The organism is Deltaproteobacteria bacterium (assembly GCA_019308905.1).
In the GTDB taxonomy this organism is placed as follows: Bacteria; Desulfobacterota; BSN033; order WVXP01; family WVXP01; genus JAFDHF01.
The window spans coordinates 1-15,467 of sequence record JAFDHF010000056.1 but is presented as its reverse complement, the minus strand read 5'-3'; the positions used below and the strand labels follow the sequence as shown (position 1 = coordinate 15,467).

Below are 15,467 nucleotides of genomic sequence, written 5' to 3'. Positions count from 1 at the left end.
CTCTCCTATGAGGAGCGGGGTTCGTATGTGCAAAAGGGCTCCTCTGCAAGGAAATCTCCGGACATCTCATAGGCCCTTGCCCGGCATCCCCCGCATACCTTCCGGTATTCGCACCTCCCGCATCGCCCCTTGTAGTTGTTGAAATCCCGGAGATCGCGGAAAATCCTCGAACCCTCCCAGATCTGTTCCAGGGTGTTTTGGCGAATATTCCCACAGTTGAGTTCCAGGTACCCACAGGGTTGGACCTCTCCCACATGGGAGATAAAGCAGAAGGACACACCTCCCAGACATCCCCGCGTCGTTGCATCGAGGCCGAAATTCTCATACGTCACGCTCTTCCCCTCATCCCTGGCCTTCTGCCTCAGGATCCTGTAGAACTGGGGGGCACAGGTGGCTTTAAGATGGAGAGGGCTCCTCTCTTTCTGATCATAGAACCACGTCAGGATCTCCTCGTACTCTTGGGCGGTCACCTGCTGCTCTGCAAGCTCCTTCCCTCTCCCCGTAGGGACCAAAAGAAAGACGTGATGGGCCGCCGCCCCGAGATCGATGGCCAAATCGAGAAGGGCAGGCAGTTCGTCGCGGTTGTGTTTGGTAACGGTCGTGTTGATCTGAAACTCAAGCCCCACCTTCTTGGCGAATCGAATACCTCTCAGGGCTCCTTCAAAAGCCCCAGGAACCTGCCGGAACCGGTCGTGACTCTCCGCCGTAGCGCCGTCAATGCTGACACTTATGCGCTGAATGCCAGAGTCTTGCATGTTCCGGGCCGCCGTTTCATCCACCAGGGTTCCGTTGACTGCCATGACCATACGGAGTCCCCTACTGCTTCCATAACGAGCCACCTCAAAGATGTCCTCACGCAGCAGTGGCTCCCCCCCTGTCAGGATGATAACCGGCTTGCTGAACGATGCCACGTCATCGATCAGGTCCAGGCATTCGCGGGTCGTGAGTTCATTGGGATAGAAACCCCTCTCCGCCGAAGCCCTGCAGTGGATGCATGCGAGATTACAGCGCCGCGTAATCTCCCATGCGATCATCCTCAGCTCGTTCATTGCCCGGTCCCGTTCAGGATCCGTGCCACTTCCTTGGCAAAATAGGTGAGAATGACATCAGCCCCGGCTCGCTTGATGCTTAGGAGGGTCTCCATCATGACCTCGGCGCCGTTGATCCAGCCCAGCCGATCCGCCGCCTTTATCATGGCAAATTCCCCGCTCACGTTGTACGCGGCCAGAGGGACGTCAAAGGAGTCCCTCACCGCGGCGATAACGTCAAGATACGGGAGGGCCGGCTTCACCATCACTATGTCCGCACCCTCCTGAATGTCAAGGGCGACCTCCCTGATTGCCTCCCGGAGGTTTCCGGGATCCATCTGGTAGGTCCTCCTGTCTCCAAACCTGGGAGGTGACTCGGCTGCCTCTCTGAAGGGGCCGTAAAAGGCCGAGGCGTACTTGGCCGAATACGCCATGATCGGTATGTGGCTGAACCCCTTTTCATCCAGGGCCTCGCGGATCGCACCCACACGGCCGTCCATCATGTCGGAAGGGGCCACCATGTCGGCACCGGCCTCTGCATGGGACACGGCCATCTTGGCAAGGAGTTCCAGAGTGGGATCGTTGACTATCACATCGCCTTCCACCAGCCCGCAATGGCCGTGGCTCATGTATTCGCAGAGGCAGACATCGGTCACGACGAGTACATCCCGAACCTCTTTCTTGATGGCCCGAATCGCCCTCTGAACGATTCCATCGGGAGCATAGCCCTCACTCGCCTTCTCATCCTTCTTCTCAGGAATTCCAAAGAGAATGACCGCCTCTATCCCCAGATCATTGATCCCCTTGACCTCTTCCGTAAGAGTGTCCACGGACAACTGATAGTTCCCCGGCATCGAGGAGATAGGCTTCCTGACCCGTTTACCCGGGCAGACAAACAAGGGCTGAATGAGGTCTTCTCTCCTGAGATGAGTCTCCCTTACCAGATTTCGAAAGCTTCTGTTCTGTCTCAGCCGCCGGGGCCGATATCGCGGAAACTCCATGGGTTCTCCTTTCCGAAGGCATTCATTCCGAGTTATTTTAGGAATATACAATAGATTCGGTAACATGTCCAGACTGCGGGATTTCCCCATTGCTTCGACTGGGCTCAGGACGGCGGCCACTCACCTTCGAGGGGCACCCACCGTTTCTTCGATACCGCTCGGGGACAAGGATATTGCCCGGTTGTCGGAGGACTAAAGACACGCATCTGTTGACACTGGGAATCCGGAATGCTACCTTCTAGGTGTCAGCCTCATGGGGGAAGTATGGGAAATACCCTGGATCGACAATCCATCAAGACTATCGAAGACCTCATCCAATCCCAGATGATCGAAAAGGAAGCCCTGGTACGCCTGCTCATCAAGAAAGGCGTAATCACTCCGGATGAGTTCAAAGGCGAGGTGGCCATGCTCAGCCGGAGGATTCAAGAACAGCGGAAATAGCCGGCGGGGCGGCATATGACGGGGATCGAGGCGGGGCGGCTGCGGGGAGGGTTACCTTCACCCCTGCGGCAGTGGGGAGGGATCTACAAATCTGCTGCTTCAAAGGTAGAAAGAGGGGAAAGGTTTCAGCCGTGGAGGGCGCCTATGGAAGAGAAGGACCGGGACTTTGTGCTAAAGGCGGCACGGGAGCAAAGGGTGAGGTTCATCCGGCTCTGGTTCACCGACATTCTCGGCTTTCTTAAGAGTTTCGCCATCACGTCCGAGGAGTTGGAGGGGGCATTGGAAGAGGGGATGGGGTTTGACGGGTCCTCGATTCAGGGGTTTGCACGCATCGATGAGAGCGACATGGTGGCTCTCCCGGATCCCAACACCTTCTGCGTCCTCCCCTGGAGGGGAGAGGACCAGCGGGTGGCAAGGATGTTCTGTGACGTCATGGAGCCCAATGGCGACCGGTATGAGGGAGATCCGCGGTGGATCCTGGAAAAGACGCTGCAGAGGGCGGCCCGGATGGGCTACACCTTCTACGTGGGACCGGAACTGGAATACTTCTACTTCAAGAGCGCAGAGTCCCCACCCCTGGGCCTGGACAAGGGGGGCTATTTCGACCTCACCCCTCTCGACGTGGCGACAGATCTCCGGAAGGAGACGATCCTGATTCTCGAAAAGATGGGGATCGGAGTGGAATACAGCCACCATGAGGTGGCCCCGAGCCAGCACGAGATCGACCTGAGGTACGCCGATGCCATGACCATGGCCGATACGGTCATGACCTACAGGCTCGTCGTCAAACAGGTGGCCCTCAACCACGGAGTCCATGCGACTTTCATGCCCAAGCCGCTCTTCGGCGTGAACGGCAGCGGCATGCACACGCACATGTCCCTGTTCCGGGGAGATGAGAACGCCTTCTTCGACCCGGAAGACAAGTACCATCTCTCGGAAACGGCCAAGAAGTACATCGCAGGGTTGCTGCGACATGCCCCGGAGATCACCCTGATCACCAACCAGTGGGTGAACTCCTACAAGCGGCTGGTCCCCGGGTATGAGGCTCCGGTCTATCTTTCCTGGGCCCTCCGGAACCGCTCGGACCTCATCCGTGTCCCCCAATACAAGCCCAACAAGCCGTCTGCAACGAGGATCGAATTTCGCTCGCCGGACCCGGCCTGCAATCCCTATCTGGCCTTTGCCGTGATGCTCGCTGCAGGACTCGAGGGAATCGAAAAAGACTACCCTTGCCCCGAACCTGTGGAGCGGAACGTCTACGAGATGACCGACTCCGAAAGGGAAGAACTCGGTATCGGCTCCCTGCCCGAAAATCTCTGGGAGGCGATCAGGCTGGCCGAGGAGAGCGATCTCGTGAGAACCACCCTGGGCGACCACCTCTTCACCAAGCTGATCGAGGACAAGAAGGTGGAATGGAAGCAATACGCATCCCAGGTCACTGGGTGGGAGCTTGACGAGTACCTCTCCGTTCTCTGATCACCATGAGCCGGGGGTAGGGAAGCTCGAAGCTCCAAGGCCGACAAAATATCTCTCCAATAGCCCCGCTCCCCGTACCTGCGCCGGGCACAGCCGGCAGATACCCCAGTGCCTCCACTGTCTCGCTCTGCCGGAAGAGTGCCGCCTGAAGGCCAGGAAACTCCCGGGTATCTCCGTCTTGACCTATCGGCATCTCTGCTACTATACTATCACGGCTGCAGAGGCGGCTGTTTCGACATATACCCCCGGCGGGTAGAGAGGGAAGAGGTCTCGTTCCGGCCGGGGTGCCGGGAAGGAAGAAGGTGGTATTCCATGGCCGCAGAGTCGGCGATCGTGATGAACAACGTCACCAAGGTTTTCGATCGGGATACCAACCGGCCGGTCACCGCTTTGGAGAACGTCTCCCTTGCCATCAACGACAACGAGTTCTTTACACTACTCGGGCCTTCTGGATGCGGCAAGACCACGCTGCTCCGCCTGATAGCCGGTTTCGACGAGCCGACCCGTGGAGAAATCCTCTTGTTCGGCAAGAACCTAAGGGGCCTTCCTCCACAGAAGCGTCCTGTCAATACGGTTTTTCAACACTACGCCCTGTTCCCCCATATGACCGTGGCCGAGAACGTTGGATTCGGCCTGAAGATGCTCGGCAAGGATGAGAGGGAGATCACCAGAACGGTTGAGGAGATGCTGGAGCTGGTGAAAATGAGGGAATTCGGCCACCGCAAACCCACCCAACTCTCGGGCGGACAGCAACAGCGGGTGGCCCTGGCGAGGGCGCTCGCTCCAAGGCCTAAGGTCCTGCTCCTCGACGAACCCCTCTCTGCCCTGGATCTGAAACTCCGCCAGGAGATGCGGGGCGAACTCAAGACACTCCAGAGGGAGACGGGCATCACCTTCGTCTTCGTCACTCACGACCAGGTCGAGGCGCTGACCATGAGCGATCGCATCGCCGTGATGTCCCTCGGCCAACTCCAGCAGAAGGGAACGCCGAACGAGATCTACGAACAGCCTGTCAACCGGTTCGTGGCGGACTTCATAGGGGAAACCAATTTCTTGGAAGCTACCGTCTCCGGGATCGACGGCAAAGTGGCACGTTGTTCTATCGGGGAGGGCATGGAACTCCTGGTGGATGAAGTGGGCAACAAGAAACTCGGTGATCGAGTGACTCTTGCCCTTCGGCCTGAAAAGATATCGTTCCGGCCTGCCAGCGAAGCAGTCCGGGGAGGGCTCGTCGGGGAGGTCAGGGACTCCGTCTATGTCGGCACGGACACGACCTATCACATAGCCCTGGATGGGGGGGTCGAGATTATTGTCCGGGGACAGAATTCGATCATGGGCGAGAGCCGGTTCAAGGTAGGCAACAGAGTGGAACTGAGGGTGGCGCGAGGCGCCGCCCGGATCCTGATGGACTGATGCAACTGCCGCCCAGTCAAAGACTTCGCCGCATCCTCGGGTTAGGACCAGCGGTGGGGATCATCTTCGTTTTTATGGTGATCCCCATGGGCATAATCGCTGTCTATTCCTTTCTCGAGTCGAATCCGTACGGTGGTGTGAGACCCCATCTCTCGCCGGACGCCTATGTTCAGTTCCTCTTCGAGAGAGACCTCGATGGCACTCTGGTTTTCAACAAGGCCTATCTCCTTATCTTTTGGAGGTCGTTCCTTCTGGCAGGGGCAACGACCATTCTCTGCCTGTTGATCGGGTTTCCTACGGCATACTTCATGGCCATGCAGCCGCCGTCCCGGAAGAATCTATTGGTCTTCCTTGTGACGATCCCCTTCTGGACCAACCTCCTCATCCGCACCTTCTGCTGGATCCTCATCCTCCGCGACACGGGCATCATCAACAATGTCCTGGCTGCTCTAGGGATAGTCCACAAACCCCTCACGTTACTCTATACGGACGGGGCGATCCTTCTAGGATTGGTCTACACTTACATCCCCTTTATGGTGCTGCCCATCTACGCAACTGTGGAGAAATTCGACATCCGGCTCTTTGAGGCGGCCCACGATCTGTATGCCAACCGCAGGCAGCTCATGCGATGGGTTGTCCTGCCCCTTGCGGCCCCGGGAATCGTTGCAGGCAGTTTGCTGGTCTTCATACCAAGTCTGGGGGCTTTCATCGCCCCGAATCTTCTCGGCGGGGGCAAGCACCTCATGATCGGCAGTCTCATCCAGCTTCAGTTCGCCTCCTCACGAAACTGGCCTTTCGGCTCGGCGGCCGCGCTGATTCTATTGTCCTTCGTCCTGGGTGCAATGACGATCTATATCCTAGGCCCCGCGCGGAAGAGCAGAATCGAGGACCACGGATGATCGATTCGAAGTGGAAACAAACAATCAGTCACTCCATCCAGGAAGGCTCCCGCAGGCGCGCCGGTCGCTTCGTGATAGGCCGGTTTCCCGGATTCGGCGCGACTGCCTGGTTCTTCTTCGCATTCCTATACCTCCCCATTCTGATCCTGGTGGTCTTCTCTTTCAACACGGGCCGCTCAGCCACCATATGGCACGGATTCAGCCTGGAGTGGTACGGAAAGGCCTTTGCCAACGACGACATCCAGCGCGCGGCCGTCAACAGTCTGACCGTGGCGGTTACGGCCACCGCCTTTGCCACCGTTTTCGCTACCTTTGCCGCTCTCGTCATGGTTCGAATGAATCGATTCCGAGGCCAGAACGTCTCTTATGCAGTCCTGATGCTCCCCCTCATCGTTCCGGAGATCGTCACGGCGGTGGCCACTCTCTCATTTTTTACGGCCGTGGGCCTCAACCTAGGACTGGGCAGGGTGATCATCGCCCATACCGTCTTCTGCACTCCCTTTGCTTTCCTGCCCATACGGGCGAGATTGGAGGGCATGGATGCCACTCTGGAGCAGGCGGCACAGGACCTGTATGCCGACGAGTGGCAGGCGTTCCGTCACGTGACCCTGCCCCTGCTCATGCCCGGCGTCATCTCCGGTGCCATGCTCTCCTTCATCATCTCAATGGACGACTTCATCATTACTCTCATGATAGCGCAGGCGGGATCGACCACCCTGCCCCTGTACATCTATGGAATGGTAAGGATGGGCATAACGCCTGAGATAAACGCGGTGTCAACAGTGGTGCTGGCGATTTCCATCACTTTTGTTTCACTCTCTTACTTGATAGGGCGATGGAAATAAGGGGTTCACAGGGGAGAGGCCGTCGATTCTTCCCAACCTTCAACCACCAATTGAAAGGAGGCAAAAATGAAGAGGGTCTATTGCTTACTGGTGGCCGTCTTGGCAATCTGGTTCTGTGCATCGAGCGTCATGGCTCAGGGGCACCTGTTTCTTTACAATTGGACCGACTACACTTCTCCGGACCTGATCAAGAAGTTCGAAAAAGAGACCGGAATCAAGATCACACTCGATACCTATGACTCCAACGAGACGCTCCTTGCAAAACTCAAAGCCGGGGGAGGCGGATACGATATCGTCGTTCCCTCGCAGAACTTCGTGCCAATAATGATCAAGGAAGGGTTGCTGCAGAAAATCAACGCTTCTCAGCTCAAGGGGTACGAAAACATCATAGACAGCTTGAAGAGCCCTCCATGGGACCCGGGCAACGTATACTCGGTTCCATGGCAGAACGGTACCACTGCTTTCTCCGTCAACACGGACGTGTACAAGGGAGACATCAACACTTACAAGATCCTCTTTGAACCACCGCCTGAACTCCAGGGGAAGATAGCCATGTTCGGTTCCCCTGACGAGGTGATCCCCATGGCCCTGATCTACCTGGGGTTTGAGCAGTGCAACGAGAATCCCCGGGAGATGAAGCAGGTCCAGGAGCTGCTCCTCCGGCAGAAACCGTATGTCAAAGTCTACAATTCAGACGGCATCCTCGAAAGGCTCATCTCCGGAGATGTGGCCATCCATTGTAACTGGAACGGCTATGCCATGCGCACCAGGATGCAGAACCCGAGTATCAAGTATGCCTACCCGGTGGAGGGTGTCCTGAGTTGGGCGGACAGCCTCGTGGTCCCCAAGGATGCAAAGAACAGGGAAAATGCAATCAAGTTCATCGAGTTCATGCTCAAGCCCGAAAACGCCGCTGTTCAGTCGAACTTCGCCCGTTACTCCAACGGGATAAAGGGCAGCGAAGCCTTCATGGACGAAGACCTGAAGAACGCCCCGGAGATGCACGTACCGCCGGGTATCAAGAGGGTCTTCAACATGGCCTGTTCGGAGAAGAGCATCAAACTCTATGACAGGGTCTGGACCAGGCTGATGCAGTAAAGGGGGGCTCCAAAGACAGGCCTCTCCTCCATCTCTTCCCCTCTGCCTGGCATCTCGGAGGATCCGATGATAACAGTCTTCAGCGAGGATCATCGTCTTCATCACGGGAAATACGAGTTGATCGACGGCCGGTTCATGCCGCCCTTCGAGAACCCGGTCCGGGCGGACCGTATCATGGCTCGAATCCGGGAGGTGGGCCTGGGAGAAGTCGTTACTCCCAGGGACCACGGGCTCGATCCGATCGCACAGGTGCATACGCGGCGATTCATCGAATTCATGCAAACGGCCCACGAGCAGTGGCGCAAAGAACACGGCGATACGGATGCGCTGCCAATCTGCTGGCCCACCAGGACGCTGCGCCAGACCGAGCCAGAGACGATCGACGGGAGATTGAGCTACTTCTCCTTTGATGCCGGTACGCCCATTACCTCCGGGACTTGGCAGGCCGCGACCTCTGCAGCCAATGTGGCAATGACCGGCGTGGAACTGATCCAGGAGGGCGAGGAGGCGGTCTTTTCCCTCTGCCGCCCTCCCGGGCATCACGCATCAATGGATCTGTACGGCGGTTACTGCTTCTTCAACAACGCGGCCATCGCCGTCAAAGCCCTCCTGGGCAAGGAAGGAGCAGAACGGGTGGCAATACTTGACGTAGACTACCACCACGGCAACGGTACACAGGCGATCTTCTATGGTCGCGGCGACGTGCTCTTTGTCTCGCTCCATGCAGATCCTGCCCAGGAATACCCCTATTTCCTGGGCTATGCGGACGAGACCGGTGAGGGCAAGGGAGAAGGGGCCAACAGGAACTTCCCCATGCCCTGGGGCACGGAGTGGCCTTCCTATCTGGAGTCCCTCGAGAAGGGACTTGCCATCATACGGGACTTCGGCCCTGACACGATCGTGGTCTCCCTTGGTGTGGACACCTTCGAGGAGGATCCCATCTCAAGGTTTAGACTCAAGAGCGATGACTACCTCAGGTTGGGAGAAAAGATCGGCAGGCTCTCCCTGCCGACCCTCTTTATCATGGAGGGGGGGTACGCGGTCGAACAGATCGGCATCAACGTGGTCAATCTGCTCACGGGTTTCGAGGGGGCCTAGGGTCTCTCCGAAAGGCCTGTTCCGAGAGCTCGACCCTTCATAGGCCGCCGGATCCCTCTCATGCGCACCCGGGAACACGGCCGTTCCCCTGTCAAAGAGAGAAAAAACCCTAAGCGGTGGGGTACCCCATCGGGAGTGAGGGGCAAGGGGAGAGGGCGTGTTCGTGGTTCGTGTTCGTGGGGAAGGGGCAAGAGTTCACCGCCCACGAGCCCCGAAAGGGTCACCGCGTGAGCTTGGGAGCGAAGGGATAGGGGCGCTACCCTGTCAGAGAGAGAAATGACTGTAAGGTTACCTGGCTGCAAGAGTCCTCGGTCCAAAGTCCAGGAAACTCCATGCCCCGGTTTTCGATCAGGGTATTAGAAGCGCCATGAGGGCCTTCTCCGTGTGGAGCCGGTTCTCGGCCTGATCATAGACGGCGCTTCGGGGCCCGTCCATGACCTCGTCGGTCACCTCGACTCCCCTCAGGGCCGGCAAGCAGTGTTCGAAGATCACATTCCTGTCGCACTTGGAAAGCAACTCTTCGGTCACCTGGTAGGGCATACAACGCTCCCTCCGTTCGGCCTCTTCGGCTTCCTGGCCGATCCACCACCACACATCCGTATAGACAACGTGGCAGTCCCTCGTAGCCTCTCCGACGTCCTCGGTCTGGTTGAAGCGGCTGCCCGAGTCTCTGCAGTTTTCTTCGATGGCTTCTGTCCATTCCGGCCGGAGCCAGTACTTCCGGGGACCGCACTGGGTGTAATTGATACCAAGCTTGGTACAGAGTTTGGCCAGGGAGTGGGAGACATTGGTCCCATCGCCCATAAAAGTCACGTTGAGCCCCCTTACCGTGTCGAATCTCTCCATCATCGTCAGTACGTCGGCCAATGCCTGGCAGGGATGATTCACATCCGACATCCCGTTGATGACAGGTATGTCGGCATATCGGGCAAGCTCTTTCATCTCCTCGAAATCGTTCCACCGGATCATGATGGCATCCAGGAAGCGGCTCATGACCCGGGCGGTATCACAGATATTCTCCTTCTTTCCGAGATGCAGCTCGCCGGGCCTCAGATAAAGGGCGATCCCTCCCATCTGCTGTACACCCAGTTCGAAGGATATCCGTGTTCTTGTCGATGGTTGGTCAAAGAGGAGCCCCACGGACCTGTTCCTCAGCATTGGTTCAAAGACACCCCGCTTGGCATCGAGTTTCAGTTGCCTTGCCGTGTCCAGGATGTGTATCAACTCCTCCCTGTCGAAATCCTGAATGTCCAAATAGTCTCTTCCACGAAACCTGCGCATCAAGAAACACCTCCCCCCGGTAGCCTCTCTCGTTATCACCGACCATAAGGACCACTCTCCATGCGCCAACCTGTGACGGGTACACTACCCTATCAGAAGCGGAAGTGCCCATCAAGGGGGCAGCCCTCGCCTGATCCACATCTGTCTTCACTCGGTCAACTCAGACTATCGGCATTTTGTGCCATTCCCTCGCCCTGCTCGTGAGCCTGCCCTGAACCGAGTGAAGGGACCAGTCGGAGCGACCCTGGGCAGCGAAGAATCTCTGTTCCTGGGCTAAGCGATCGAAACAGGAGCGGAATTCTTCGTCGCTCCGCTCCTCAGAATGACAAGATGACTATCAGAATGATAAGTTGGCCAAACGTATAGTAGTCGATCTATTACGTAATTGCGTTTTGCTTCTATCTTCAGGAGTTCCAGGTTTAGGCGCCCGATTTTGGCCTCGCCGAGATCGATCATCCTTGCCTTTTTCCCGCCCCCTGTTGTAATATCCTGACGATTCGCTTGGACCGGCAGGGCGCAAGAAGACCACTCAAAGGAGGTTAGTCATGGATCTCTACCAGGGCAGGATCATCAGGGTCGATCTCTCACGAGGAGAGCTTACCGTGGAGGAGACCCGCAAGGACTGGATTGACCGGTACATCGGCGGAATGGGGCTCGCCTTTCGCTACCTCTTTGACGAGGTCGACCCGCAGGTCGATCCCCTCTCACCTGAGAATCCGATGATCTTCATGACCGGTCCGCTGGCAGGAACCCTGGCTCCGCTCACGTGCCGGACCATCCTCGTCTCGAAATCCCCGAAGTCGGGCACGATCTTCCAGTCGAGTGTGGGAGGAGCCGTCGCAGCAGAGATCAAATATGCCGGCTATGACGGAATCATCATCAAGGGGAAAGCCCCAAAGCCCGTCTACCTCTCCGTCAAGGACGCTCGAATAGAAATCAGAGATGCCGGGAGCCTGTGGGGCAAGGGAATCTATGCAACCGAGAAGGCACTGAAAGAACTCGAAGGGGATGCCGAGATCAAGACACTTTCCATCGGGCCGGCCGGTGAGAACCTGGTGCCCATGGCCTGCATCGGGAGTGAGTCGTATCGCCAGTTCGGGCGGGACGGGACTGGAACTCTCATGGGAAGCAAGAATCTCAAGGCTATCGCCATACGTGGGACCGGCGCAGTCCATGTAGCGAACATGAGCGGTTTTCTCGACTATGTTCGAGAGATCTCTTCCACAGATCTAATGACGGAAAGGAACCTTTGGGCCCATACGGACGGAACGCCTATTCTGGTAGAAGCCATGAACGAGATGGGTATCCATCCGACCCGCAACTTCCAGGAGGGGACTTTCGAGGGATGGGAAAGGATCAGCTCCGATGCGGTCAAGTCGATCAAGAAGGGGGCCAGAGCCTGCCATAGTTGTCCCATGGCCTGCGGCAACTTCGTCCGCACTGAAAAGGCCATGGTGGAAGGACCAGAGTACGAAACCCTGGCGCTGGGAGGTTCGAACTGTGCCGTGGCCGACATCGAGGCCGTTGCTCTTTTCAACGAGCTGTGCGATGACATGGGCCTCGATACCATCTCAACTGGAAACACCATCGCCTTTTCCATGGAGATGACCGAAAGAGGCATTCACGACTTCGGCGTTACCTTCGGCGACAAGGAGAACTACCTGAGAATCCCCGACGAGATGGCCCACCTCCAGGGTCGCGGCAGGGAACTGGCCCAGGGGGTTCGGTACCTCGCCGAGAAGTTCGGGGGCAGGGAGTTCGCCATGGAGATCAAGAACCTCGAACTGCCCGGCTACGATCCCCGTGGAAACTACGGAATGGGACTGGCCTATGCCACATCGGACCGGGGGGCATGCCACATGCCGGCCTTCACGGTGTTCAGCGAAAAACCCTTCGACCTGGAGGCGATGGCCGAGGAGGTCGTGGCAGGGCAGAATCGCAACAGCATCAAGTGGTCCATGTGCTTCTGCGATTTCTGGGGGTCTGTGAACACCCGGATCATGTCTCGATTTTTGGAATACGGCCTTGGAAAGAGAATCCCTCCATCGGAGCTCGACCGGATCGGCGAGCGGATCTGGAACCTCTCCCGCCTTTTCAACCTGAAAGCCGGTTTCACAAGGGCGGACGACGACATTCCACAGCGCCTCAAGGAGCACCCGCTCAGAAAAGGGGCCAGGGAGGGGAAGGTTCTCTCCGTAGATGATTTTGAAACCATGCTCCACCATTACTACCGGATACGGGGCTGGGATTCAGAGGGGGTTCCTGCTGCCGAAAAACTCGAGGACCTGGGGATAGCGGATCTTGCCTGAACGAGAAGGAGGGAGCAGCCATGGAAAAGGTTATTCTCGTCGATATCGAGAAATGCACGGGGTGCGGCCGGTGCACCCTTGTCTGTTCCGGTCTGAAGGAGGGGGTCTTCGCACCTTCAAAGTCGAGGATCCATCTTGTCAACTTCGCAAGGGAGGGGCTTTCGGTACCCAACGTCTGTTTCCACTGCGAGGAACCCGCCTGCGCCGAGGCCTGCCCTGTGGAGGCGATCTCTCGGAACGGTACAGGCGCGGTGGTTGTGGACCGAGACGCCTGTACAGGCTGCGGTGTCTGTGTAGAGGCCTGCCCTTACGGCATGATCTGGCTCGACGATGAGGGCTTGGCCTGCAAGTGTGACCTCTGCAGAGGTGATCCTGAGTGCGTCAAAGTCTGCCAGCCCGGTGCGATCGCCTTTGCCGTGCCTGAAGGCAATTCCCTTGAGGAGCGCATCTTTCAGATGTCCAAGAAAAGCGGCAGGGACGACCCCAGAGAGCGGCGGCTCGAAATCGCCGAGATCTTCAGGGAGCGCTACCGATAGAAGAGGGATTGCAAAAGCCCAGAAGGGTGGAGACGCCACTCTCCATACCTGAAAAGGAGGGCGGCAGAGGAGGAAAACTATTGACATGGAGAGGCCGTAGGGCTAGAGTGTGGGTTGTTGCCTTTCGCCATGGACTTTCCGCCTTTTCGGCTTCCGGCAAAGTCCGGGACCTTGGCAAAGGCGCCGATCTCGAATAAAGGCACGATGGGTTGACACAAGAAAAGCAAATAGAGGAGGTTCGATCCATGGCTAGAACCGTCAGGTGCGGCTTGATCCAGGCGGGTTGTACCGTGTCGGGTAATGAAGACATCGAGACCATCAAGAAGGCCATGATTGAGAAGCATGTGAAGATGATAGAGGAGGCCGGCCGGAAGGGGGTCCAGATCCTCTGCCTCCAGGAACTCTTCTACGGGCCCTATTATCCAGCCGAGCAGAACCCGAAATGGTACGACCTCAAGGAAAAGGTCCCCGAAGGCCCTACAGTCTCCATGATGACGGAATTTGCGAAGAAATACGATATGGTCATGGTCGTGCCGGTATGTGAAGAGGCGATTACGGGTGTCTACTACAATACCGCCGCCGTGATCGACTCCGGGGGGGAATACCTCGGGAAATACCGCAAGAACCACCTCCCCCATGCCCACCCGGGTTTCTGGGAGAAGTTCTATTTCAAACACGGCAACCTCGGATACCCGGTTTTTGAGACAGCATACGCAACAATCGGCGTCTATCTCTGTTACGACCGCCACTTCCCCGAGGGACCCAGGCTCCTTGGGCTCAACGGCGCGGAAATCGTGTTCAACCCGTCGGCCACTGTGGCCGGGCTTTCCGAGTATCTCTGGAAGCTCGAACAGCCGGCCCATGCCGTTGCAAACGGCTATTTCGTGGGAGCCATCAACCGGGTGGGACACGAGCAGCCCTGGGACATAGGCGAGTTTTACGGAACAAGCTATTTCTGCAACCCCAGGGGAGAGATCATTGCGGAGGCGAGCAGAGACAAGGACGAACTCCTCGTAGCCGATCTGAATATCGACATGATCGAAGAGGTGAGAAAGGTCTGGCAGTTTTTCAGGGATCGAAGGCCGGAGACATACGACGACATATGCGAGTTGTTGCCTTAAAGCCTAGCCATCTCCAAGGAAGAGGGTGATCCAAACGGGTTTCGATGCTGAGATCTGTTCGGGACGCTCGATCGTCTGTTCTTTGACGGATTATCCGCCTTCGACTCTTCTCAGCAGTCCATGTATTGTCCTCAGACACGCCCTTGCCTGGATGTGGGGGGGGTGATCCCTTTAGGGGGAGGTCTTTCTCTCCTGCTTGGTTGGAAAGGGTTGGTGCTGGCAGCCCTGCAGGAAAGAGCGTGCCATTCTCGCCAGACCGGAGATCCCGGTAAACCCGGCAGATAAGGAAACTCGGATGTTCAAGCTGATAACAGGGGGCCATCTGTTTTCCCCGGATGACCGCGGCGTCCAGGACATACTCATATTCGACGAAAAGATCGCAAAGATCGGCGGGGATCTGTCCTCCGTGGCAGAGCAACTGGGGGCAGAAGTTATTTCCGCTGAGGACAGAATTGTAACCCCCGGCTTTATGGACCAGCACGTCCACTTCCTGGGAGGAGGGGACTACGAAGGCCCTGCGGGTGCGACCACGGACATCGAGTTCAGTTCGCTGACTAGGTCGGGCATAACGACCGCTGTCGGCTGCCTCGGCAGCGAGGATGTCGCAAGGAACATGCTGGATCTTGTGAGACGGGCCCGCGACCTGGAGAAGTTGGGAATAACGACCTACGTGTACTCGGGTTCATTCAACGTCCCTTCACCCACCATAACCGGAAGCGTGCGCAACGACGTAACCGTCATCGATAAGGTTTTGGGTGTGAAATTCGCCATCTCAGAAGCGATGGCTTCATTTGCCTCTCTCAGTGACCTGGCCGAGGTGGCCAAGGACTCCTTTCTGGGCGGCCTGATCGGTGGAAGGAAGGGGGTGGTGCACATCCACGTGGGGAGAAGACCCGAACGGATGGATCGACTCTTCGATCT

Annotated in this window: 14 protein-coding genes; 11 read left to right on the top strand and 3 right to left on the bottom strand. The window is 57.3% G+C overall.

From position 1 onward, the window contains the following. Positions 1-5: 5 nt before the first annotated feature. On the bottom strand, positions 6-1,049 hold the full coding sequence (gene ahbD / locus JRJ26_15780) for a heme b synthase (GenBank protein ID MBW2058947.1): 1,044 nt from the start codon (positions 1,047-1,049) through the stop codon (positions 6-8). Continuing rightward, complete coding sequence (gene hemB / locus JRJ26_15775) at positions 1,046-2,029, bottom strand: porphobilinogen synthase (protein MBW2058946.1); 984 nt, start codon at positions 2,027-2,029, stop codon at positions 1,046-1,048. The genes ahbD and hemB overlap by 4 nt, the downstream gene beginning before the upstream one ends. A 264-nt stretch (positions 2,030-2,293) precedes the next feature. Here hemB and JRJ26_15770 point away from each other — a divergent pair, with 264 nt between their 5' ends. From JRJ26_15770 to JRJ26_15740, 7 genes are all read left to right on the top strand, one after another. Further along, positions 2,294-2,470 (top strand): hypothetical protein, encoded by a 177-nt coding sequence (locus tag JRJ26_15770; GenBank protein MBW2058945.1) that lies wholly within the window; start codon positions 2,294-2,296, stop codon positions 2,468-2,470. A 144-nt stretch (positions 2,471-2,614) separates the two neighbouring features. Beyond that, positions 2,615-3,946 carry a glutamine synthetase gene (locus tag JRJ26_15765; GenBank protein ID MBW2058944.1) on the top strand — a complete coding sequence of 444 codons (1,332 nt, stop codon included), beginning with the start codon at positions 2,615-2,617 and terminating at the stop codon, positions 3,944-3,946. 312 nt (positions 3,947-4,258) lie between these two features. Continuing rightward, entirely contained in the window at positions 4,259-5,359 is a 1,101-nt protein-coding gene (locus tag JRJ26_15760) for an ABC transporter ATP-binding protein (protein MBW2058943.1), read from the top strand. After that, complete coding sequence (locus JRJ26_15755) at positions 5,359-6,258, top strand: ABC transporter permease (GenBank protein MBW2058942.1); 900 nt, start codon at positions 5,359-5,361, stop codon at positions 6,256-6,258. Before JRJ26_15760 ends, JRJ26_15755 begins: the two co-directional genes overlap by 1 nt. Then, on the top strand, positions 6,255-7,103 hold the full coding sequence (locus JRJ26_15750) for an ABC transporter permease (protein MBW2058941.1): 849 nt from the start codon (positions 6,255-6,257) through the stop codon (positions 7,101-7,103). Before JRJ26_15755 ends, JRJ26_15750 begins: the two co-directional genes overlap by 4 nt. A gap of 66 nt (positions 7,104-7,169) precedes the next feature. Next, a complete protein-coding gene (locus tag JRJ26_15745; protein MBW2058940.1) occupies positions 7,170-8,201 on the top strand; it encodes an extracellular solute-binding protein in 1,032 nt (343 codons plus the stop codon). A gap of 66 nt (positions 8,202-8,267) precedes the next feature. Beyond that, positions 8,268-9,299 carry a histone deacetylase family protein gene (locus JRJ26_15740; protein ID MBW2058939.1) on the top strand — a complete coding sequence of 344 codons (1,032 nt, stop codon included), beginning with the start codon at positions 8,268-8,270 and terminating at the stop codon, positions 9,297-9,299. A gap of 348 nt (positions 9,300-9,647) precedes the next feature. On the opposite strand, the gene argF is transcribed toward JRJ26_15740, so the two are convergent. Continuing rightward, entirely contained in the window at positions 9,648-10,580 is a 933-nt protein-coding gene (gene argF, locus JRJ26_15735; GenBank protein ID MBW2058938.1) for an ornithine carbamoyltransferase, read from the bottom strand. 545 nt (positions 10,581-11,125) lie between these two features. Between argF and JRJ26_15730 the strand changes: the two genes are divergently transcribed. The 4 genes from JRJ26_15730 to JRJ26_15715 form a co-directional block, all read left to right on the top strand. Then, positions 11,126-12,889 carry an aldehyde ferredoxin oxidoreductase family protein gene (locus JRJ26_15730; protein MBW2058937.1) on the top strand — a complete coding sequence of 588 codons (1,764 nt, stop codon included), beginning with the start codon at positions 11,126-11,128 and terminating at the stop codon, positions 12,887-12,889. A gap of 20 nt (positions 12,890-12,909) precedes the next feature. Continuing rightward, a complete protein-coding gene (locus JRJ26_15725) occupies positions 12,910-13,425 on the top strand; it encodes a 4Fe-4S dicluster domain-containing protein (protein ID MBW2058936.1) in 516 nt (171 codons plus the stop codon). Positions 13,426-13,670: 245 nt separating this feature from the next. After that, positions 13,671-14,546 carry an acyltransferase gene (locus JRJ26_15720; GenBank protein ID MBW2058935.1) on the top strand — a complete coding sequence of 292 codons (876 nt, stop codon included), beginning with the start codon at positions 13,671-13,673 and terminating at the stop codon, positions 14,544-14,546. Positions 14,547-14,841: 295 nt separating this feature from the next. Continuing rightward, on the top strand, positions 14,842-15,467 hold a 626-nt coding region (locus tag JRJ26_15715; GenBank protein MBW2058934.1), incomplete at its 3' end, for a beta-aspartyl-peptidase.